Below are 20,328 nucleotides of genomic sequence, written 5' to 3'. Positions count from 1 at the left end.
ATGGGTCGTCTTATTCAATGACGACAAGCGGTTCGCCGAATTCAACAGGCGCTGCATCTTCAACCAGAATAGCCTTGACCGTACCGGCGCGAGGCGCAGAAATCTGGTTCATGGTCTTCATGGCTTCGATGATGAGAAGGGTCTGGCCTTCCTTGACCTGTGTGCCAACTTCGATGAAGTTGCGTGCGCCAGGAGCAGGGGCGAGATAGGCGGTACCGACCATTGGCGAAGGAACAGCATTCTTGCTGAGTTCTGCCTTGGTTGGTTCTGCTGCAACAGCAGCAGACACCGGGGCTGCAACTGCGGCTGGTGCAGCCTGCATCACAGTAGCCGCAGCCTGAACCGTTACATTGCGCGAAACGCGGATGCGCAATTCACCATGTTCGACTTCGATGTCGGTCAGGTCGGTTTCATTGAGAATGTTCGCTAGATCGCGAATGGTTTCTTTGTCGATGACGGAATTTTTGCTGGACATATAAAGGCCCCTTTACGCTTGCCCGTTGTTTTCTTCTTCTTTGGCAATTGCCGCGAGTGCGCGCAGGCCGAGCAGGTATCCTTCCGCGCCAAAGCCGCAGATGACGCCTTTGGCGACTGCGGAGACATAGGAGTGATGCCGGAAAGCTTCACGCGCATGAATGTTCGACAGATGCACTTCCACGACCGTAACTTTGGCCGAACGGATGGCATCATGAATAGCAACCGAAGTGTGGCTGTAAGCTGCGGGATTGATCAGAACATAGGCGTTTTTATCGCCCGCTTCCTGAATCCAGCTAACCAGATCACCTTCGTAATTAGTCTGGCGAAAATCGACAGCAAGGCCCAATTGTTCAGCCTCGCGCTTGCAGCCCGCTTCGATATCTTCGAGCGTTGCCACACCGTAGATGCCCGGCTCGCGCTTCCCAAGAAGATTGAGATTGGGGCCGTTCAGAACAAAAACCGTTTTCACCATATTCGTCCGTGATCGATAACGGGCCTATTACGAAAATTCAATTACACTTCGCATTTCATATAGAGGGCTTGGACGCAAGTCGAAACCCTCTAAATTAAAGCTAATGTTTCACCACAGCGTTTTTCCCGCTATTCTTTGTGGAATGAACGCTATTTGTGGCAAAAATAGTCATTTATCACTTCTGATTTATTGAATGTACCTTGCCAATAATCAACAAGACGCGATCTCAATCAGATCAGCTTTTTTTGGCTGAGCGCGCTGCAGCGATTCTTTCAATCAGGCCTTCTGCGCCGATTGCACCGGGAACGAGGTCGTTTCCGATGATGTAGGACGGCGTGCCGGTGATGTTGAGCTTCTGGGCGAGCTGATAGGTTTCCTGGAAGGCATTGGTGATTGCCGGGTCTTTCATCTTCTCGCGAAGTTGTGCTTCATCTGCGCCGAGCTTGACCGCATCAGCAATAGCCGAAGCTTCTGTTGCGCGTTCCTGCGCACCGAGAAGAACTTCATGATACTCGGCATATTTCTCCGGCATAAGGGCTTTAAACGCCTGCGCTACAATGTGGGCGCGCATGGAGTCCGGTCCGAGGATCGGGAATTCCTTCATAACGAAACGGACGTTTGGATCGTTCTTCAGGATTGCTTCCATGTCTGGAAGCGCGCGCTTGCAGTAGCCGCAATTGTAATCGAAGAACTCGTAAACGGTGACATCGCCGTTTGGATTGCCGAAGACAGCATCGTGTGACGGATTGAAAAGCTGATCCTGACTTGATGCCAGAACCTGCTTGACCTGTTCTTGAGCAGCTTCCGCCTGTTTGGTTTCAAGTGCGGTCTGCACCTCAACCATGATCTCTGGGTTCTTCAGCAGATAATTGCGAACGATTGTCTCTACCGCCTGCTGGTCCAATTGCGGCGCTGCAGCCATTTCCACAGGTGCAACTGCTGGGGCTACGGGCGCTGGCTGATGTGCGGTGCCGGCATAATAGCCGAGTGCAAGCGCAGCTGCACCGACGACGGCACCACCGATTGAACCAAGAATGACGTTCTTCATAGCAATCACTTTCATACGTTCTGAAATCTCACTTAAAGTGCGGCTTGGGTGGCCTCTTAAGTGGCTTACTTTTTAGCTTTGGCGTTGATGATGTCCTGCGCACGCAGCCAGTCGGGAGTTCCTGACTTCATTTGCTTTTGCGCGCGAATGGCAAATATCTGGGCCTGCTGCAGCTTTCCGGAATAGTAGTTCATGTCGGCTGTGGCAAGGTCAGCGCGGGCCATATCGCCAGACTGGCCATAGGCTTGCGCTAGATATCCATATCCGCCGGGAAACTCTGGGTCGGCCGCAATACCTGCTTTCAGCTCCTTGATAGCATTGGGCATATTGGCCTTGGTGCCAGTAAGCATCAAGGCGCGGCCGTAGCTCATGCGCAGCAGTGGAGACTTGCGCGTATCAAGAGAAACTGCACGTTGGAAAGCTTTTGCTGCACCTTGTGGGTTGTTAGCCTTAATCAGCACTTCGCCCATCATTTCCTGGAAATATGGATTCTTTGGCTGTTCTTTGATGAGTGCCTCAAACTTCGGCAGTGCGGCACGGGCCGAGCCATTCAGATAAGTGGTGATTGCGCTGCCATAACGGGCCGGTAGGCCACCGGGATTACCGCGGAACATGCGCTGCAAAGCGCCCATATTGTTGGAGTAGGCTGCGATCTTGGCGCGTGCCATATCATGTCGGAGTTGCAGCGCTGCGGAATCCGTCTTGTTATAGTTCGGGCTTTTTTTGGCCAGTTCTTCAAGGTTGGAAATTCGCTCGCGGGGCAACGGATGGCTGATACGATACTGATCGATCTGGGTGCCGGACAGTGAAAGTGCCGACGCGAAGCGCTGGAACGTATCAAGCATTCCTTTTGTCGACTGGCCAGTGGCATTGAGATAATTAACAGCCAGACGGTCGGCGGTCATTTCTTCGGTACGCTGATAGCTGAGCAGGCTGCGCATTGCCATTTCCGTACTGCCCATTGCAATGCCGCCACCTGCACCCGCAGCAGCACCGCTGCCTGAAGCTGCACCGGCAACGCCTGCGCCGACGCCCAGAAGCATACCAATAACTGCCATGGTGCGTGCGCGGCTCAACTGTTCACGCAAGCGATCCTGATGCCCGCCAGCGATATGACCGGCTTCATGCGCAATGACGCCGATGATTTCGTTCGGTGTTTCTGCCTGCATGATGGCGCCTGTATTAATGAAAATACGACGGCCATCGACAAAGGCGTTGAAGCTCTGGGAATTGACGAGAATAACGCGGACACCACGTCCGCCTAATCCGGCGACTTTGAGGATCGGAGCTGCATAATCGGCGACAAGCGCTTCGATTTCAGCATCGCGTACGATTGGAACGCCGCCACCGCCACGCGATTGCGCCTGTGCAGGCAGGACGCCTGTAACGGCAACAGCTAGGGCTGCAAAGGCAGCAACTGAACGGCGCATCACATTCTGAAAAGAAAACGCTTTGGTCGTGAAAGTTGCAGTCATGCTCCCCATAGTGCTCCTCATCCTGCTCAAACGAAACAAAAGCGAATCTTACAAATCCGGCCTAGTTTAAGGGCTTTATATCAATCTTCATCGCTGTTTTTACTACAGCGCTGTTGCTTTACCAATCCGGCGATTATAGGGCGGGTGAGTTGCATTGCATTCCCCGCTTTTCTGGAGGCTAAGTTGAATACTCTTTCCAACCGTAGCGCAGTCGAACCGTTTCACGCCATGGATGTTCTGGCAGAGGCCAATCGTCGTCGCGCTGCGGGCCATCCAATCATTTCGATGGCAGTCGGGCAACCGGCAGACCCGGCACCGCAAATCGTGCGGCTGGCTGCGGAACGCGCCCTGAAAGATGGCCGTATCGGTTATACCGATGCTCTAGGGCTGATAGAGCTGCGCGAAGCAATTGCCGCGCATTATGCTGACAACTATGGCGTAACCGTCTCGCCGGAACGCATTGCGATTACGACAGGGTCATCGGCCGCGTTCAATCTGGCGTTTCTTGTCTATTTCGATCCAGGCGATCGCGTTGCAATCACGCGCCCGGGCTATCCAGCCTATCGCAATATTCTGACAGCGCTTGGCCTCGAAGTGGTTGAAATCGCCAATGAAGGCGGCGCATCAGGTGCACTGACCGCTCAGGCATTGGCTGCCGCTCATGCAGAAAAACCGTTGAAGGGCGTACTTTTTGCAAGTCCCGCCAATCCAACCGGCGCTGTGATTGACAAGCCGGAACTCAAGGCCATCATTGAAACTGCGCGCGATCTTGGTATCCGCGTAATTTCTGACGAAATCTATCACCGTCTTTCATATGAGAGCGAAGATGTGACGGCACTGCAGATCTCGGACGATGTCACCATCATCAATTCATTCTCAAAATACTACTGCATGACCGGCTGGCGTATTGGCTGGATGGTTCTGCCAAGTGCTGATGTGCGTGCCATCGAACGCCTCGGCCAGAGCCTTTATATTTCCGCGCCTGAACTTTCGCAGCGCGCGGCAATTGAAGCGTTTCACGCCACCGCAGAGCTGGAACGCGTGAAAGACCGCTATCGGCAGAACCGACAAATCCTGCTCGAACACCTGCCGCGCATGGGGCTAAGCCTCGCCGCGCCCATGGACGGCGCATTCTATGCCTATTGCGATGTTTCGCGCTTTACCAATGACAGCATGGAATTTGCGCGACGCATGATTGCCGAAACCAACATTGCGGCTACTCCGGGACTGGATTTTGATCCGATCGACGGGCACCGCACCATGCGCTTTTCTTATGCAGGCAGCATAGAAGAAATTGAGGAAGCGGTTCGCCGTCTTGAAGAGTGGCTTCCACAACAGCGCGCCTGATAGCTAGAGCATTTCCTGTTTTGATTGAGTCATTGGAAATGCTCTATCTATTTGTTTTTGCGCGCATCTTGTTCCGAAAACCGCTTCGCACTTTTCGGGATGCGCTCTAGAGCGGTCCCAGTTAATATTGAATCGTGGAACCGCACTATCTTTCTGTTTTAAGCATTATCCTTGCGCAGAACCGCTTCGCACTCTTGCTGGAAATGCTTTAATTACTAAAACAAAAAGAAAACCGGCGTTTCCGCCGGTTTTCTTATATTCTACATCAGAAGTGAGCAGGGCTTAGAAGAAGCCCTTCTTCTGCCACCAGCCGCCGCGCTTCGGCTTCTGCTCTTCCGTATCGCTGGAGGTGACGACAGGCTCGGTAACCTTCTGCGCTTCTGCAACAGGGGCTACCTCTGGTTCCACCGCAACTTCCTCAACTTCCGGCTTTGCAGCAGTCTTGCGTGTACGACGCTTAGGCTTTGCGGCTTCTGCTTCTTCAGCAGGAGCTGCAACTTCTTCCTCAACAGCCTTCTTGCGCGAACGTGTCTTGCGAGCAGGCTTTGCAGGTTCTTCTGCTGGCTCTGCAACGACGACATCGTCATTCGCCGCTTCTTCGCTCTTTGCAGTCTTACGACCGCGTGGCTTGCGCGCTGGCTTCGCAGGCTTTTCGTCTGCAACTGTTTCAGCAGCCGGAGCAGCTTCAGTCGCTTCAACAGTGACGGTTTCAACCGCAACGGCCTCAGCAACAACCACATCAACAGGCTGTTTTTCTACCTTCGCAGGAATGACAGGCGTGTAACCGACGAACTCAGGATCAGGTACTTTGTTGAACTGAATATCGTCTTCACGACGGTTCTTGCGACCGCCACGACGACCACGACGACGCTTCTTGCGACGATCTTCATCGCTCTGCGAGGCATTGCTCGAAGATGCGTTGTCTTCTTCATCGTCTTCGTCTGAATCGTCAGAGCCTGCTTCAACCTGCTCAGTCTGTTCGCGATTGTCGCGATCACGACCACCACGACGGCGACGGCGACGACGGCGCTTGCGATCGCCTTCTTCGCTGCTTTCTTCGCGAGCAGGGGCTTCTGCCTTGATTTCTTCTTCGGCGTCGTCGTCCTCAAGTGGAATCTCAGGATCTTCGATATCGTCTTCGTAAATCATCGGCTGTACAGGCTGGATGGTTACTGGACGTGTCGAAGGCGCACCCTTGTCGATGACAAAATGCTGATGTCCGACGCTTTCATCGGCATCGATGCTGATATTGGCGCCGAAACGGCCTTCCAGATCAGCAAGCAGCTGGCGCTTGTGATTGAGGACATAGAGAGCCGACGCTGCAGGCGTGCGAACGACAATGTCGTAGCCCGAATGACGCAGCAGATAGTCTTCGATGCCACGGATGATATGGAGCGCCATGGACGAGTCGGAACGGATATGACCGGTGCCGCCGCAATGCTGGCAAACCTGCATCGTGCTTTCGAGAACGGATGCGCGAATACGCTGACGCGACATTTCCAGAAGGCCGAAATGCGAGATACGGCCGACCTGAATGCGGGCACGGTCGTCCTTCAGGCAATCCTTCATCTTCTTTTCGACAGCGCGATTGTTGCGCTTTTCTTCCATGTCGATGAAGTCAACGACGATAAGACCTGCAAGGTCGCGCAGACGCAGCTGGCGCGCAACTTCTTCAGCTGCTTCCAGATTTGTCTGCAGTGCAGTGTCTTCAATCGAATGCTCACGGGTCGAACGCCCGGAGTTCACGTCGATTGCAACCAGAGCTTCGGTCTGGTTGATGATGAGATAACCGCCGGATTTCAGCGTTACCTGTGGCAGAAGCATACGATCAAGCTGTGCTTCCAGACCATAGCGCGTGAAGACTGGCACCTGTTCGCGGTAAGGCTGAACGACCTTGGCGTGGCTCGGCATGAGCATACGCATGAAGTCTTTTGCTTCGCGATAACCGGTTTCACCCGATACGAGAATCTCGGTGATGTCTTTGTTATAAAGATCGCGGATCGAGCGCTTGATCAGGCTGCCTTCTTCGTAGACGAGGGAAGGCGCTGTCGACTGCAATGTCAGCGTGCGGACATTTTCCCACATGCGCATCAGATATTCGTAGTCGCGCTTGACTTCCGCCTTGGTGCGGTTTGCGCCAGCGGTACGAAGGATCACGCCCATGCCCTGCGGCACTTCGAGTTCCTTGACGATTTCCTTCAGGCGCTTGCGATCCTGCGGATTGGTGATCTTGCGCGAAATGCCGCCACCGCGCGCGGTGTTTGGCATCAGAACCGAGTAACGGCCAGCAAGCGACAGATACGTGGTGAGAGCTGCGCCCTTATTGCCGCGCTCTTCCTTAACGACCTGAACCAGAATGATCTGTCGGCGCTTGATGACTTCCTGAATATTGTACTGACGACGGCTGGTGCGGCCATGCGAAGGAAGTTCTTCCATCGCATCTTCCGAGCCTACCGATTCAACGATGTCTTCTTCGTTCTCGACATCATTGTCGTCATCATCGTCACCATTGTCGGTGTCAATTGCTTCGGAAATGACATGTCCAGCCTGCTTCATCAATACGATGGCAGGAGTGCCAGGAACGTAATTTTCAAAAGCCGGTCCGACAGGTTCAGCTGCAGGCAAGCCGCTATTCGAACTGCCTGAATGCGAATCACCGTTCTGGCCATCACGACGTCCGCGACGGCGATGACGGCGCGAACGGTCGTTCTTTGCCTTTGGCTCTTCATCTTCATCTTCTGCGCGCGCAGCTTTTGCTTCCGCTTCGAGCAGGGCCAGACGATCAGCAACCGGGATCTGGTAATAATCCGGATGAATTTCAGAGAATGCGAGGAAGCCGTGGCGATTGCCGCCATATTCCACGAACGCAGCCTGAAGAGATGGTTCGACGCGGGTAACGCGTGCGAGATAGATATTACCCTTCAGCTGCTTCTTATGTTCCGACTCGAAGTCGAATTCTTCAATTTTGTTCCCACGCGTTACGATAACGCGCGTCTCCTCCGGGTGGGAGGCATCTATAAGCATTTTGTTGGACATTATTGTCTTTCCTGCCGGCGCTAAGACGCAAGCCGCGTGCGCCGGACGAAACCCTGAAGGCTGTCGTCCTGGCTGGGATGCGTCTGCCGGATGATAATGGGTTCGTCGGAATAAAAGCTGCTGTCCTTGCGCGCGATGGCCTCATGGCGATCACGGTCTTCAGGCTTGCGATGGTCAGTCTTGCTTGACCCATAGCTGTTCCGAACGAAACGACCTCATATATGACCCGAAAAAGCCGGGCCGACCTCTTTGCTCTTTTCAGAGCACTGGCGACAGCGCGTATCAGTACGCAGTCGGCCGATTAAAAAACGGAGGCGGCAGGGGAGCCGTATTCCGTTGAATTCTGTGCGGGCTATTGGAGCAACAAACGTATATGCCACTGTTTTCGCTGCTTTTAGTAACGGTCCAAATTGAGAACCGGCAAACGATTCTGGCAGTTGCTCCATAACCTAACTAAGCTTTTATGGCGTCAATTGAACTATGACAAGTACGAATATCAGTTGACACCTTCATCGTAATTTTGCCGAAAGATGATTATAGGGCTCAAAATGCCCTGCTAGTGGTCTGATTTCGACATTTGCGTCCCTCTGATACAGGCGCCGAGCAAATGTCGGAATCGCAAAGACCACTAGTAACTTTAAGCATCTACTGGATTTTTCGCATTTGACGTTTGAAACAGCATCTCATTCAGTTGGGATTCAAGCGTCAAATTCAATCCAATAGAGCTATCAGATGCGAGCGGAAAAGTGTTCATTAACTATAATTTTGTACGGGTAGATTTATGAAGTGCGCGCAATCATAGGCCTTGGCTGAAATGTCAGGATTTGAGATTATTCGATAATATCTGGATCGCGATTACGGATGCATTGTCTGAGCTTTAAAAACGCAGCAAACAAAATTTCGGCAGTTCGAAGCACGCTCGCGCTTCTGGCGATGGTTTTTGCCGCTATTTTCCATGTAGGTTCGGCCGTTGCTGCTGACGAAGCGCCACTTTCTGCTCTTACATATCGTATGGCGGGGGACGATCTGCGAATGCGGGTCGTTGTGATGTTTGATCGTAAGCCCGAAGTTTCGACGCTGCTGCTCGACAATCCGCATCGCCTGGTCTTTGATCTTCCAGAAACGCGTTTCGGCTTTGATGAAAAAAGCCTGGAGGCGAGGGGGATTGTATCGCGCGTGCGCTATGGTCTGGTTGGAAAAAGCCGGTCACGTCTTATTCTCACCTTGCGTGGACCATTCAACGTCGAAAACGTTCAGGTGATCCAAAACGAAACAACGTCGGGTTATCGGCTTGTCGCGGATATCATTGCGTCCTCTGATCGCGAGTTTTCTGAAAGGCTCAAGTCGCAGCATGAGGTTACTGGCTCAACTGAGCGTAAGTCCGCAACTGCGGCTAAGGCACTTGCATCTGAATCCGGCGGGGCGCGGCCATTCATCGTGATGTTAGATCCCGGCCATGGCGGTATCGATAGCGGTGCTGAGAGTCTGAGTGGTATTAAAGAAAAAGATCTGACACTTGCCTTTGGTCAGGAGCTGCGTGATCGGCTGGGTAAGGAGAAGAATATCAAAGTCATGATGACGCGAGATGACGACACATTCCTGCGTCTCTCAGAGCGCGTGCGACTGGCTCGCCAGTACGAGGCTGATCTTTTCATTTCCATCCATGCCGATACGATCAATCAGGGCGATATACGCGGGGCGACGGTATATACAATTTCCGACAAAGCCTCTGACTCCGTTGCGCGAGCCATGGCTGAACGTGAAAACAAGTCGGATAGCGTTGCGGGCGCCGTTCCAGAAGAACTCCCGGAAGTTGCCGATATTCTGCTCGACCTGACTCGCCGGGAAACACATACATTTTCGTTGAGCTTTGCCGAGAAGGTCATCAGTTCCCTGCAGGGTGAGGTAAACCTCATCAATAATCCGCATCGCTTTGCCGGTTTTCAGGTTCTGCGCGCGCCTGATGTGCCATCAGTGCTTATCGAAATCGGATATCTCTCCAATGCTGAAGACGAAAAACTGATCAGTAATCCTGAGTGGCGTCGCAAATTGGCTGACCGTATTGCCCGGGCGGTAAAAGCGTTCGAAATCCAAAAACACCCGGACACTTTGTCAAAAGGCTAGAATTATGTAATGTTTAGTGGGGGGCTCATATTCATCCCTGATGATAAGATGCATGGTTGCAACAGTTTCTTGGATTTTTGTCGCTGCCCGGCATTTGCATGCGTTAAATTGGTAAAAACATAGAAACGATCTTGCCTTTGACGCATTTGATGGTCACTAAACCAGCTTGTTGCCAATGCGGCATAGGTCGACGGGTGCTCGTTTTGATTGCCCCTAAATATATGCGAATGATCTGAAGGCAGGATCCCGGATTTATGGTAAGGCTTATCGGATATTTCTTCGGAATTGGTACGGTTCTGGCGCTTTTGGTTGCTGGCGGCGTTGCCGTCTATATCGGTAGCGTCACAAAAGAACTGCCTGATTACGAAGTGCTCGCAAAGTACGAGCCTCCTGTTATGACGCGTGTTCATGCATCTGACGGTAGTCTGATGTCGGAATTTGCGCGCGAACGCCGCATGTATTTGCCGATTCAGGCCGTGCCAAATCGCGTCAAAGCTGCTTTCATTTCTGCTGAAGACAAAACATTCTACGAACACCATGGTCTCGATTTTGGTGGTCTCGCGCGGGCAGTGCTGACGAATGTTAAGAACATGGGTTCTGGCCGTCGCCCGGTTGGCGCATCGACCATCACGCAGCAGGTCGCAAAGAACTTCCTTCTAAGCTCTAACCAGACCTATGACCGCAAGATCAAAGAAGCGATTCTTGCGATGCGCATTGAGCAGGCCTATTCCAAAGATCGTATTCTCGAGCTCTATCTCAATGAAATCTTTTTTGGTCTCGGTTCCTACGGCATCGCCAGCGCTGCACTCACTTATTTCGACAAGTCTGTTGGTGAGTTGAGCATTGCTGATAGCGCGTATCTCGCCGCTCTGCCAAAAGGTCCAAACAACTATCATCCGTTCCGCTATCCAGATCGCGCGATTGAACGCCGCAACTGGGTTATCGATCGTATGGCCGAAAACGGCTACATCACGATGCAGGAAGCTGATGAAGCGAAGAAAGAACCGCTCGGCGTAAAGACCCGTACTGCTACCCATTATCTGTTTGCTTCGGAATACTTCAGTGAAGAAGTGCGCCGCCAGATCATCCAGAAATATGGCGTTGATGCCCTTTATGAGGGTGGTCTTTCGGTTCGTACAACTCTTAACCCAACCATGCAGGTCGAAGCGCGAAAGGCGCTGCAGGCAGCTCTGCTCCGTTACGACGAAGCGCGCGGCTGGCGCGGTCCTGTAAAGCACGCCGAGCTTGGTAGCGACTGGGCTTCTGCCTTCGGTGATTTGCAGGCGTATCCTGATGTGCCTGAATGGCAGCTCGCAGTTGTACTCAATGTATCCGCTGCAGGCGCTGATATCGGGCTTCAGCCTGAAGTCGAAGGTTCTGGTTCCCGCAGCAAAGAGCGCACGCGTGCCTTTATTGCGGCTGATGACATGAAATGGGCAATGCGCGTCACCAATATCGGTGGTAAGCGCAGCAGCGCCAAGTCGCCGGAAGGTGTGTTGAACACTGGCGATATTATCTATGTCTCTAAGGTTGGTGACGGCGGTTCGCGTTTCCGTCTGCAACAGCCGCCAAAGCTACAGGGCGCGCTTGTCGCGATGGACCCTCATACCGGTCGCGTGTTGTCGATGGTTGGCGGATTCTCTTTTGGTGAATCTGAATTCAACCGCGCGACACAGGCCTATCGCCAGCCAGGTTCATCGTTCAAGCCGTTCGTCTATGCTGCTGCACTCGACAATGGTTATACCCCAGCCTCCGTTGTGCTCGATGGTCCGTTGGAAGTTAATCAGGGTGGCGCACTCGGTGTGTGGGCTCCGAAAAACTACTCCGGTAAGTTCTCCGGCCCCTCAACGCTCCGCTACGGTATTGAACAGTCGCGTAACGTCATGACCGTGCGCCTCGCGCAGGACATGGGCATGAAGACGGTTGCAGAATATGCAGAACGCTTCGGTGTTTACGACAAGATGTTGCCGGTTCTGTCGATGTCGCTCGGTGCTGGTGAAACAACGGTTCTGCGGATGGTTACGGCCTATTCCGTGATCGCAAACGGCGGACAGAGCATCACACCTTCGATGATTGACCGTATTCAGGATCGCTACGGCAAGACGGTGTTCAAGCACGATGGACGCCAGTGCGAAGGCTGCAATGCCCAGCAATGGTCCAATCAGGAAGAGCCAACTCTGATCGATAATCGCGATCAGGTGCTTGATCCGATGACCGCTTACCAAATTACATCCATGATGGAAGGTGTCGTTCAGCGCGGTACTGCTCAGCTTCTTAAGAGCCTTGATCGTCCACTTGCCGGTAAGACCGGTACGACCAACGACGAAAAAGACGCCTGGTTTGTCGGCTTCACGCCTGACCTGGTTGTCGGCGTATTCATGGGTTATGACACGCCAACTCCGCTTGGTCGCGGGGGTACTGGTGGCGGTCTCGCTGCTCCGGTCTTCAAGGAGTTTATGGGGCAGGCTCTGGCTGGAACGCCGAAGGTTGATTTCCGTGTCCCTGAAGGTATGACGCTGATTGCGATCAACCGTAAAACCGGTATGCGCACGAATAAGGGCGATCCGAACCTGATCATGGAAGCCTTCAAGCCTGGGACCGGACCGTCTGATACCTATTCGGTCATTGGTATGGATCAGTTCCGCGAAGGGTCACCGGTTCAGCCGCAGTCGCCACAGGCAACCCGCGCTATCAATTCGGGTTCAGGCGGACTTTACTGACGTCAGCCTCTTTACACTGCGCCGCGTGCTAATTATGGTCCGCGGCGCTTGAATGGTTTTAACTTTAGCCATTCTGCGTTGAGGCAGAGCGCATCGCTTTGGTGGGATGCGCTTCAGAACAAAGCGGCTCGCCTCGAGCCTCTGTTCTCTCCATCCACGACTGAATTATTGAAGGAACGATTTGCCCATGCGCGCGGAAATCGAGACGCTGGTTGACGAAATCCAGCAGGCCATAAGCCTGCTGAGGAGGCATCTTTGACTGGGATCAGGCAATCAAACGTCTGGGCTATCTGAATCAGAGAGCTGAAGATCCGACTCTTTGGAATGATGCACAGGAAGCCCAGAAGCTGATGCGTGAGCGCCAGCAGTTGGAAGATAGCATCAATGGCATCAACGCTCTGAAGCAGACGCTTAACGACAGTGTCGAACTCATCGCCATGGGCGAAGAAGAAGATGACAAGTCGATTATTGCGGATGCTGAAAACACCATTCGCGATCTGAAGAAGGAAGTCGACAGCCGACAGATCGACATGCTGCTTTCAGGTGAAGCGGATGCCAACGACACCTATCTTGAAGTCCATGCTGGCGCAGGCGGCACGGAGAGTCAGGATTGGGCGTCGATGCTTCTGCGCATGTACACACGCTGGGCCGAACGCAGCGGGCGTAAAGTCGAAGTGATGGAAGTACATTACGGCGAAGAAGCAGGCATCAAGTCTGCAACGATCCTGATCAAGGGCCATAATTCATACGGTATGGCGAAGACGGAATCCGGCGTGCATCGTCTGGTTCGTATTTCGCCTTACGATTCGAATGCCCGTCGTCACACGTCGTTTGCGAGTATCTGGGTTTATCCGGTCATTGATGACAACATCGATGTGCAGGTAACGGAAGCGGATGTCCGTATCGATACCTACCGTGCATCGGGTGCCGGTGGTCAGCACGTCAATACGACTGACTCGGCCGTGCGTATTACGCACATTGCGTCGGGTATCGTGGTGCAGTGTCAGGCCGAACGTTCGCAGCACAAGAACCGCGAAAAGGCTTGGTCGATGTTGCGTGCGCGTCTTTACGAGGAAGAACTCAAGAAGCGCGAAGAAGCAACTGACGCGGCCAACGCCACCAAAACCGATATCGGTTGGGGGCATCAGATCCGCTCTTACGTGCTTCAGCCGTATCAGCTCGTTAAAGACCTTCGTACGGGCGTTGAAAGCACAAACCCGCAAGAAGTGCTTGATGGCGCGGTCACACCGTTCATGGAAGCAGCCCTCGCACATCGCATTCAGGGCGGTGGCGAAGCAATCGAAGATATTGATTGATCGGTTCCCGATGACGCTAAATAGAAAACCCGGCCTTGTGCCGGGTTTTTTGCATATGCATGTCAGATTATGCCGGAGAAATTTGCGGCCCTTACTAAGCGTCAGGAATCTTTTGACGCCGTGCGCTTGATCTCAGCTCTTGGCTTATAGGCCCGCGGACCAGTGATAATGGGATCAATGCCCTGAACATTTGGCGCATTATCGGGAATAAGCAGCTCTTGCTGCGCAGAAATATTCGGCATGGGCTCAGATGGCATTTCTGGCAACGGCTGCATCGCCGAAGAACCTTTTAACAGCGACGCGAGCTTGCTGTTCTGCGGTTTATCCGAATTGCCACCATCAGTATTGAGATAGATACCAACGCCAAAGCAAAGGGCGACCGTAACAGCGCTAAATCCAAGAACTTTAGATCGAATTCCGAACATGCCGATTGCTTTGCTTTCTATGCTTTCGAATCAACGAAATCCTATCATGGTAAACAAAGCTTATCCGAAGCTTTTGTGGTCAGATCGAAACAGGTGATTAGTTGCGATAAATGCGTGCGCCAGTTCATTGAACGCTGGCTTGAGGTCACTCGCGGAAATTGCCCTGATGGCATTTCCGCGCAGGAACTGTTCAGATGTTTGCATTTCAGAGTGCGCGTGCTGCCTCAAGAACGGCTTCAGCGTGACCTGCGACTTTTACTTTTTCCCAGACGTGGGCGACGCGGCCATCTGCATCAATAAGAAAAGTGGCGCGTTCAACGCCCATGTATTTACGGCCATACATGCTCTTTTCTACCCAAACACCGTAGGCTTCCAAAGTGGTTCGGTCTTCATCTGCTGCAAGCTCGACCGTCAGGTCATGCTTTTTGCGAAATTTGGCATGTTTTTCCGCGCTGTCGGGCGACAGGCCAATGATGCGAGCGCCGATTTTGTCGAATTCAGGCTTTAGCTGCGAAAACGCAATCGCCTCTTTGGTGCAGCCGGATGTGTCGTCTTTCGGATAGAAATAAACGACGACTGGTCCGCCTTTAAGTGAAGACAACGAGATTGCACCATTATCGGATGGCAATGAAAAATCCGGTGCCAGATCTCCAACTTGGGGACGAGCCATATCTAGGCCTTTCTTTTATGGATAAACGGGGAAACTGCCTGTTACACTCAAATCTATCGCATTCAGGGTAAGCTCATGCAACCGTTCAAGTGCAGCTTGCAGAGACCTTTGACGGGTGTTGATAATTCATCGGATTCGATCAAGAATGTTTCGGATGCGATGAGGAAGTGAAATAAAAACAGAAAGTTATTGAGCTCTTATAAACCATCTCGTGAGGTCTTCCATTTGCGGAAATATATAGTTCGGCTGGAATATTGACAGATAAACCGCGCCAGATCCGCTTTACAAAGCGGGAGATGAAAAGAATCGAACGCCTCGCAGCTGAAGGCGAGGATTGTGCTGCGCTTGGACTAACGCGGCCTCGGCGCTCGTTTGTCACCTGGTGTTCTCACGCTTTTCTTTCTTTGTGCATCGTGCTCGTCCTCATCGGTGGCGCAGGATTTGTCATTTTACGTGGCGGCGTAAACAGCGATCTCTTGCGCGACGAAGCGCAAAAGAGCCTTAGCGGAATTCTCGGTGAAGAAGCATCGGCTTCCATTGCGAGTGCGGGTTTGTCGCTTGACCAAAACAGTCTGGTTGCACTTGAAGCGCGGGGCGTGTCGATTTCTGAGCCAAAGCAGGGGCTGGAAATCAAAGATATCAGATCGGTAAGATTGGGACTGGCCCCACTGCCGCTGTTGACGGGCAAGGTCCGCGTTGCAGAGCTTGAAATCGACGGTGCGAGTTTCGACCTGCCTGAGCAGAAGGGCGCAGGTTTCTGGAAGTCCCTGCCTTACGACAACAACGGCTATATAGATTTTGATGCGGTTTCAAACGAGTTGTTCTCGACAATGCGCCGCAATCTCGAATTGCTGAGGGACCAGAATACTCAGGCAATTGGCCTTCTGAATACAACAATCCGATTTAAGACAGGCGACACGCAGCAAAGTGTTGAAGTTAAGAAGCTTCGACTGGTCGAAAACAATGGCAAGATTTCAATCGAAGGCAGTGTTGTCTGGCAAAATAAAACCATAGCAATTGATGGGAATATTGATCGCAAAGGGCAGGAAAATGATCTTGACGCTTTCCAGATCAAGGTCAGCAACCTGCCGATTGACCTTGGTTCGCCCGAAGAAGTGGCGCCAATAATTGATGGAAATCGGGTTAATCCAGCTCATTTCGATTTGCAGGGTAAGGCGAGCCTCGCCCTGTCAGGCAAGGCAGCGAATGGTGAGAATCCAGAACGCGTAACCGCCGATCTGGCCGTTGATGGCATCGAGATGGAAATTGGTCGCGTTAATGATGTGCTCGGTAAAGCGGCTCTCCGCATTGAGCATTCTGTTGGGAGTGGCAAACTTGAAATCAAGCCGTCCCGAATCCAGCTTGGCGGAATGAACGCGGCGTTTAACGGAGCGTTTGGACCAGACCCTGATTCTGAAAACAATGCGGGTGGTCCGAGCTATCGTTTTGAAGTCGTGACAAGTTCAGCCACCAGTATGCCAGCCGAATCGAGCGATCCTGAATTGCCGTTTGGTGTTAAAATTGCGGGTCGGTTTCTTGCCAATCAGCAACGACTGCAGTTCTCCAATCTGGATGTTAAGACTGAAACAGGGGAACTTTACGGGCAGGGCAGCATGGCCTTCGGCAATGGTTCGCCCGAGATGATTTTCATGCTGCGCATTCCAGAAATGCCTGTAGCGGACGCAAAACATCTCTGGCCGATTGATGTCGCTGACGGCGCGCGCGAATGGGTACTGAAGAACCTCTACGGCGGCATTCTGAAAGACAGCCGCATTGATATTTCTCTGGCGGGTGGACGTTTTAACGGTCCAGGCTTACCGCCTCCATTGACCGGTGAAGAGATCAAAGCAGACTTCAATGTGTCGGATACGCGCTTTGATGTGATCGGTGAATTGCCGCCCGTTCGCGATGTTACGGGGAACATCTCAGTGCGCGGTGCGCATACGACGATCAAGCTGGAAAAGGGTGTGGCCTACACACCGGATAATCGGAAGGCATCCGTTTCGGACGGCACGCTGATTATCCCATGGGGGCCGCAGCGCCCGGTTATTGCGGATCTTGATCTGTTGGTATCTGGGGATGCAGCGGCAATTGCTGAGATTGCAGGCAAGAAACCGATTGATGTGCTGAAAAGCGTGCCGTTTGTGCCAGAAGATGTGACCGGCGATGTCAAGGCAAAGGTGAAAGTCGGGTTTGCTGTTTCCAAGGGCGCTCCTCCTGGAACATTGACATGGAATGCCGATATAGGTTTCACCGATCTTGCGATTGCCAAGCCCGTTGGCGGCTCCAATGTGAGCGATGCGACAGGCAGCATCAAAGTTGATCAATCTGCTGCGCTAATAACCGCAGATGCAAAGCTTGATGGCGTCCCTGCCAAGATATCGATGACCGAGCCGGTGGATCGTTCTGGCCCCGTCAAGCGCGAGCAGAAGATTAAGCTTGAGCTCGATGATAGCTCTCGGGACAAGCTTTTGCCCGGATTAAAAGATCTCTTCTCTGGCCCGATATCCGTTGATCTCGGTATGGAGAATAACGGCCAAAGACGCGTTTCTGCGGATTTGGACAAGACACAGATAAGCTTGCCCTGGCTTGGTTGGCGCAAAGGTAGCGGCGTTCCGGCTAAGGCGACATTCGATCTGGTAAAAGCCAGCGGCACTGACGGCAAGCTTGATATCCGCAATTTGGTTCTGACGGGCGATGCATTCGGCGCGAAGGGCAATCTTTCGATATTGGGCGGCGATTTCCAGTCGGCTGACTTCAGCGAAATTCGACTGACGCGTTCGGACCGAATGAGTGTAAAAGCCACCAAAAGCTCCGGCGGCTATCGTGTGACCGTTCGCGGCTCGCAGTTCGATGCTCGTTCAATCATCAAACAGATATCTGATATCCAGAAGAAGAGCGAAAGTTCGGGGGGTAAAAGCCCACGCATTGTCGTCAGCGCCCAGGTTGATGAAGTGAGCGGGTTCAACGATGAAAAACTCCGCAACGTGGCTGTTTCTTATGAGAATGCAGGCAACAAGATTTCCGGCGTTTCCGTGAATGCCGTTACCTCATCTGGTGCAGCTTTCGTTGCGACAAACAACGATCAGGGTGATGCCCGTTCGGTCTCGCTGCAATCCAATGATGCCGGTGCAGTTTTGCGCTTTTTCGATTTTTATGACAAAATGCGCGGCGGGAAAATTACCGTTGGTCTTGCCGGTCAGGGGAATGGACCATTGAGTGGGCAGATTGATGCGCGTAATTTCGCGATTATCAATGAGCCGCGATTGGCCAAGATCGTTTCCAGCTCTCCTTCAAGCGGTGGCACCAGCCTCAATCAGGCAGTTAAGCGGGATATCGACGTCTCACGGGTTGACGTTGAACGTGGGTTCTCTCTGATCGAAAAAGGTGAGGGTTATCTCAAGCTTTCCAAGGGTGTGGTACGCGGCCCATCTGTAGGGACGACCTTCCAAGGCACGCTTTATGATCAACGTGGCAATATGTCGATCACAGGCACATTCATGCCCGCTTATGGCGTGAATCGTATTTTTGGTGAGGTTCCAATCTTCGGCGCGCTGCTTGGCAATGGCCGTGATCGTGGACTTCTCGGCATTACCTTCAAGCTTGAAGGCAGCGCTAAACAGCCACAGGTAATGGTCAATCCGATCTCGATTATCGCGCCGGGCATTTTCCGCTCGATTTTCGAGTTCTAGAGCGCATCCCGAAAAGTGCTAAGCGGTTTTCGGAACAAGATGCGCGTAAAGACAAATGTATAGAGCATTTCCAATGACTCAATCAAAACAGGAAATGCTCTAAGAGAGACCAAATCAGAGCATAAAAAAAGCCGGGCTTAGCCCGGCTTTTTCGTTATGCGATAAGCCCTTAAGCTGGGCGGATCAAAACGTGACGCTTCTTGCCGAGCGATACCTTGATAACGCCCTGATCGTTGAGAGCGGAAGCGTTGATCGTCAGGCGCGGATCGGTAACAGGCTCGTCATTGATGCGAACTGCACCGCCTTCAATGTGACGACGTGCTTCGCCGTTGGTTGCGCAGAGTTCTGCAAGAACCATGAGCGCCAACACACCAATACCGTCATTTAGCGTTGCTTTGTGGACGCCAACCGTTGGCAGATTTTCCGACAGTTCACCGTCTTCAAAGGTCTTGCGCGCGGTTTCCGCAGCTTCTTCGGCAGCGGTACGGCCATGCAGAATTGCGGTAATCTCGGTTGCAAGGATCTTCTTTGCTTCGTTGATTTCCGAACCACCCAGTGCTGCAAGCTTTGCAATCTCATCCATAGGCAGCGTCGTGTAGAGCTTCAGGAAGCGTTCTACGTCAGCATCTTCCGTATTGCGCCAGTACTGCCAGAAATCGTAGGCGCTGAGCATATCGGCGTTAAGCCAGATTGCACCACCCAGCGACTTACCCATCTTCTGGCCGGAAGCCGTGGTGAGCAAAGGCGAGGTGAGAGCGTAAAGCTGTGGTGTGCCCATACGATGTCCGAGGTCAATACCGTTGATGATATTGCCCCATTGATCCGATCCGCCCATCTGCAGGCGAATGCCATGACGCTTGTTCAGTTCTACGAAGTCGTAGGCCTGAAGGATCATGTAGTTGAATTCGAGGAACGACAGCGACTGCTCGCGATCAAGACGTGTCTTTACCGAATCAAACGACAACATGCGGTTGACCGAGAAATGACGGCCGACATCGCGCAGGAATTCGAGGTAGTTGATGTTGCGCAACCAGTCGGCATTGTTGACCATCATGGCGTCGTTTGGACCGTCACCGAAGGTCAGGTAATTTGCGAAAACGCGTTTGATGCCAGCAATGTTCTCGGCAATCGTGTCTTCGGTCATCAGCTTGCGTGCTTCATCCTTGAAGGATGGATCGCCAACCATGCCTGTACCGCCGCCCATAAGGGCTATGGCCTTGTGGCCGGTCTGCTGGAACCAGTGCAGCATCATGATCTGGATCAGACTGCCAACGTGAAGGCTTGGCGCTGTAGGATCGAAGCCAATATAGGCCGTCACGGTTTCCTTGGCCAACAATTCGTCGAGGCCGCTTTCATCGGAAATCTGATGAATAAAGCCGCGCTCGGAAAGTGTGCGAAGAAAATCGGATTTAAAACCGGACATGCCCTTTTCCTGACTGATTAGGCGAGAATGGAAACAACAGTAATCAAGTGCTTACCGCCTTATGATATTTTGCCTTTAGCATCATTCAAGCGGGAATAACAAG

Annotated in this window: 14 protein-coding genes; 6 read left to right on the top strand and 8 right to left on the bottom strand. The window is 52.6% G+C overall.

Annotation, left to right across the window (positions count from 1 at the left end; genetic code table 11):
• Window positions 1-10 precede the first annotated feature (10 nt).
• The 4 genes from accB to RT142_RS02210 all read right to left on the bottom strand — a co-directional run bounded on the left by accB (window position 11) and on the right by RT142_RS02210 (window position 3,481).
• Window positions 11-475, bottom strand: coding sequence for an acetyl-CoA carboxylase biotin carboxyl carrier protein (accB, locus tag RT142_RS02225; RefSeq protein WP_064320524.1), 465 nt, complete (start codon window positions 473-475; stop codon window positions 11-13).
• Between the two features lie 12 nt (window positions 476-487).
• Complete coding sequence (gene aroQ, locus RT142_RS02220) at window positions 488-949, bottom strand: type II 3-dehydroquinate dehydratase (RefSeq protein ID WP_007874746.1); 462 nt, start codon at window positions 947-949, stop codon at window positions 488-490.
• A gap of 235 nt (window positions 950-1,184) precedes the next feature.
• A complete protein-coding gene (locus RT142_RS02215) occupies window positions 1,185-1,997 on the bottom strand; it encodes a DsbA family protein (protein ID WP_112805164.1) in 813 nt (270 codons plus the stop codon).
• 65 nt (window positions 1,998-2,062) lie between these two features.
• The gene (locus tag RT142_RS02210; protein ID WP_039859719.1) at window positions 2,063-3,481 is read right to left on the bottom strand and encodes a M48 family metalloprotease; all 1,419 of its coding nucleotides are present in this window, start codon (window positions 3,479-3,481) and stop codon (window positions 2,063-2,065) included.
• Between the two features lie 174 nt (window positions 3,482-3,655).
• Between RT142_RS02210 and RT142_RS02205 the strand changes: the two genes are divergently transcribed.
• Window positions 3,656-4,819, top strand: a complete 1,164-nt coding sequence (locus RT142_RS02205) for an aminotransferase class I/II-fold pyridoxal phosphate-dependent enzyme (protein ID WP_313026988.1) — start codon at window positions 3,656-3,658, stop codon at window positions 4,817-4,819.
• A 282-nt stretch (window positions 4,820-5,101) separates the two neighbouring features.
• Here RT142_RS02205 and RT142_RS02200 read toward each other — a convergent pair whose 3' ends face one another.
• Entirely contained in the window at window positions 5,102-7,855 is a 2,754-nt protein-coding gene (locus tag RT142_RS02200) for a ribonuclease E/G (protein WP_313026985.1), read from the bottom strand.
• Window positions 7,856-7,857: 2 nt separating this feature from the next.
• On the opposite strand from RT142_RS02200, the gene RT142_RS02195 reads away from it, so the two are divergent.
• The 4 genes from RT142_RS02195 to prfB all read left to right on the top strand — a co-directional run bounded on the left by RT142_RS02195 (window position 7,858) and on the right by prfB (window position 14,015).
• On the top strand, window positions 7,858-8,043 hold the full coding sequence (locus RT142_RS02195; protein ID WP_007874769.1) for a hypothetical protein: 186 nt from the start codon (window positions 7,858-7,860) through the stop codon (window positions 8,041-8,043).
• Window positions 8,044-8,788: 745 nt separating this feature from the next.
• A complete protein-coding gene (locus RT142_RS02190) occupies window positions 8,789-9,979 on the top strand; it encodes an N-acetylmuramoyl-L-alanine amidase (protein ID WP_113485305.1) in 1,191 nt (396 codons plus the stop codon).
• 254 nt (window positions 9,980-10,233) lie between these two features.
• Window positions 10,234-12,699 carry a penicillin-binding protein 1A gene (locus RT142_RS02185; protein ID WP_064320527.1) on the top strand — a complete coding sequence of 822 codons (2,466 nt, stop codon included), beginning with the start codon at window positions 10,234-10,236 and terminating at the stop codon, window positions 12,697-12,699.
• A 187-nt stretch (window positions 12,700-12,886) separates the two neighbouring features.
• Window positions 12,887-14,015, top strand: a protein-coding gene (gene prfB, locus RT142_RS02180; protein WP_113158534.1) for a peptide chain release factor 2 whose coding sequence is annotated in 2 segments (ribosomal slippage) — window positions 12,887-12,955 and window positions 12,957-14,015 — 1,128 coding nt in all. Because the reading frame shifts where the segments join, the coding sequence is not laid out codon by codon here.
• Between the two features lie 101 nt (window positions 14,016-14,116).
• Here prfB and RT142_RS02175 read toward each other — a convergent pair.
• Window positions 14,117-14,440, bottom strand: a complete 324-nt coding sequence (locus RT142_RS02175; RefSeq protein WP_007874773.1) for a hypothetical protein — start codon at window positions 14,438-14,440, stop codon at window positions 14,117-14,119.
• A 205-nt stretch (window positions 14,441-14,645) separates the two neighbouring features.
• Window positions 14,646-15,110: a peroxiredoxin gene (locus RT142_RS02170; protein WP_105518439.1), complete on the bottom strand. Its 465-nt coding sequence runs from the start codon at window positions 15,108-15,110 to the stop codon at window positions 14,646-14,648.
• 296 nt (window positions 15,111-15,406) lie between these two features.
• On the opposite strand from RT142_RS02170, the gene RT142_RS02165 reads away from it, so the two are divergent.
• Entirely contained in the window at window positions 15,407-18,802 is a 3,396-nt protein-coding gene (locus RT142_RS02165; RefSeq protein WP_313026976.1) for an RNA-binding protein, read from the top strand.
• A gap of 169 nt (window positions 18,803-18,971) precedes the next feature.
• Here the strand turns inward: RT142_RS02165 and tyrS are convergent, their stop codons facing one another.
• Window positions 18,972-20,225: a tyrosine--tRNA ligase gene (gene tyrS, locus RT142_RS02160; RefSeq protein ID WP_007874779.1), complete on the bottom strand. Its 1,254-nt coding sequence runs from the start codon at window positions 20,223-20,225 to the stop codon at window positions 18,972-18,974.
• Window positions 20,226-20,328 lie beyond the last annotated feature (103 nt).

Source organism: Brucella sp. (genome assembly GCF_032066345.1).
GTDB lineage: Bacteria > Pseudomonadota > Alphaproteobacteria > Rhizobiales > Rhizobiaceae > Brucella > Brucella pseudogrignonensis.
Note: the sequence above shows the minus strand (reverse complement) of the source record. Positions and strands in the feature narration are given on the sequence as shown.

Bases quoted from the DNA above. Each gene is read 5' to 3' on its own strand.
- RT142_RS02190 (WP_113485305.1), top strand. From the start codon at position 8,789: ATGGTTTTTGCCGCTATTTTCCATGTAGGTTCGGCCGTTGCTGCTGAC.
- RT142_RS02185 (WP_064320527.1), top strand. From the start codon at position 10,234: ATGGTAAGGCTTATCGGATATTTCTTCGGAATTGGTACGGTTCTGGCG.
- RT142_RS02200 (WP_313026985.1), bottom strand. From the start codon at position 7,855: ATGTCCAACAAAATGCTTATAGATGCCTCCCACCCGGAGGAGACGCGC.
- RT142_RS02215 (WP_112805164.1), bottom strand. From the start codon at position 1,997: ATGAAGAACGTCATTCTTGGTTCAATCGGTGGTGCCGTCGTCGGTGCA.
- RT142_RS02165 (WP_313026976.1), top strand. From the start codon at position 15,407: ATGAAAAGAATCGAACGCCTCGCAGCTGAAGGCGAGGATTGTGCTGCG.
- tyrS (WP_007874779.1), bottom strand. From the start codon at position 20,225: ATGTCCGGTTTTAAATCCGATTTTCTTCGCACACTTTCCGAGCGCGGC.
- RT142_RS02175 (WP_007874773.1), bottom strand. From the start codon at position 14,440: ATGTTCGGAATTCGATCTAAAGTTCTTGGATTTAGCGCTGTTACGGTC.
- RT142_RS02210 (WP_039859719.1), bottom strand. From the start codon at position 3,481: ATGGGGAGCATGACTGCAACTTTCACGACCAAAGCGTTTTCTTTTCAG.
- accB (WP_064320524.1), bottom strand. From the start codon at position 475: ATGTCCAGCAAAAATTCCGTCATCGACAAAGAAACCATTCGCGATCTA.
- RT142_RS02170 (WP_105518439.1), bottom strand. From the start codon at position 15,110: ATGGCTCGTCCCCAAGTTGGAGATCTGGCACCGGATTTTTCATTGCCA.
- aroQ (WP_007874746.1), bottom strand. From the start codon at position 949: ATGGTGAAAACGGTTTTTGTTCTGAACGGCCCCAATCTCAATCTTCTT.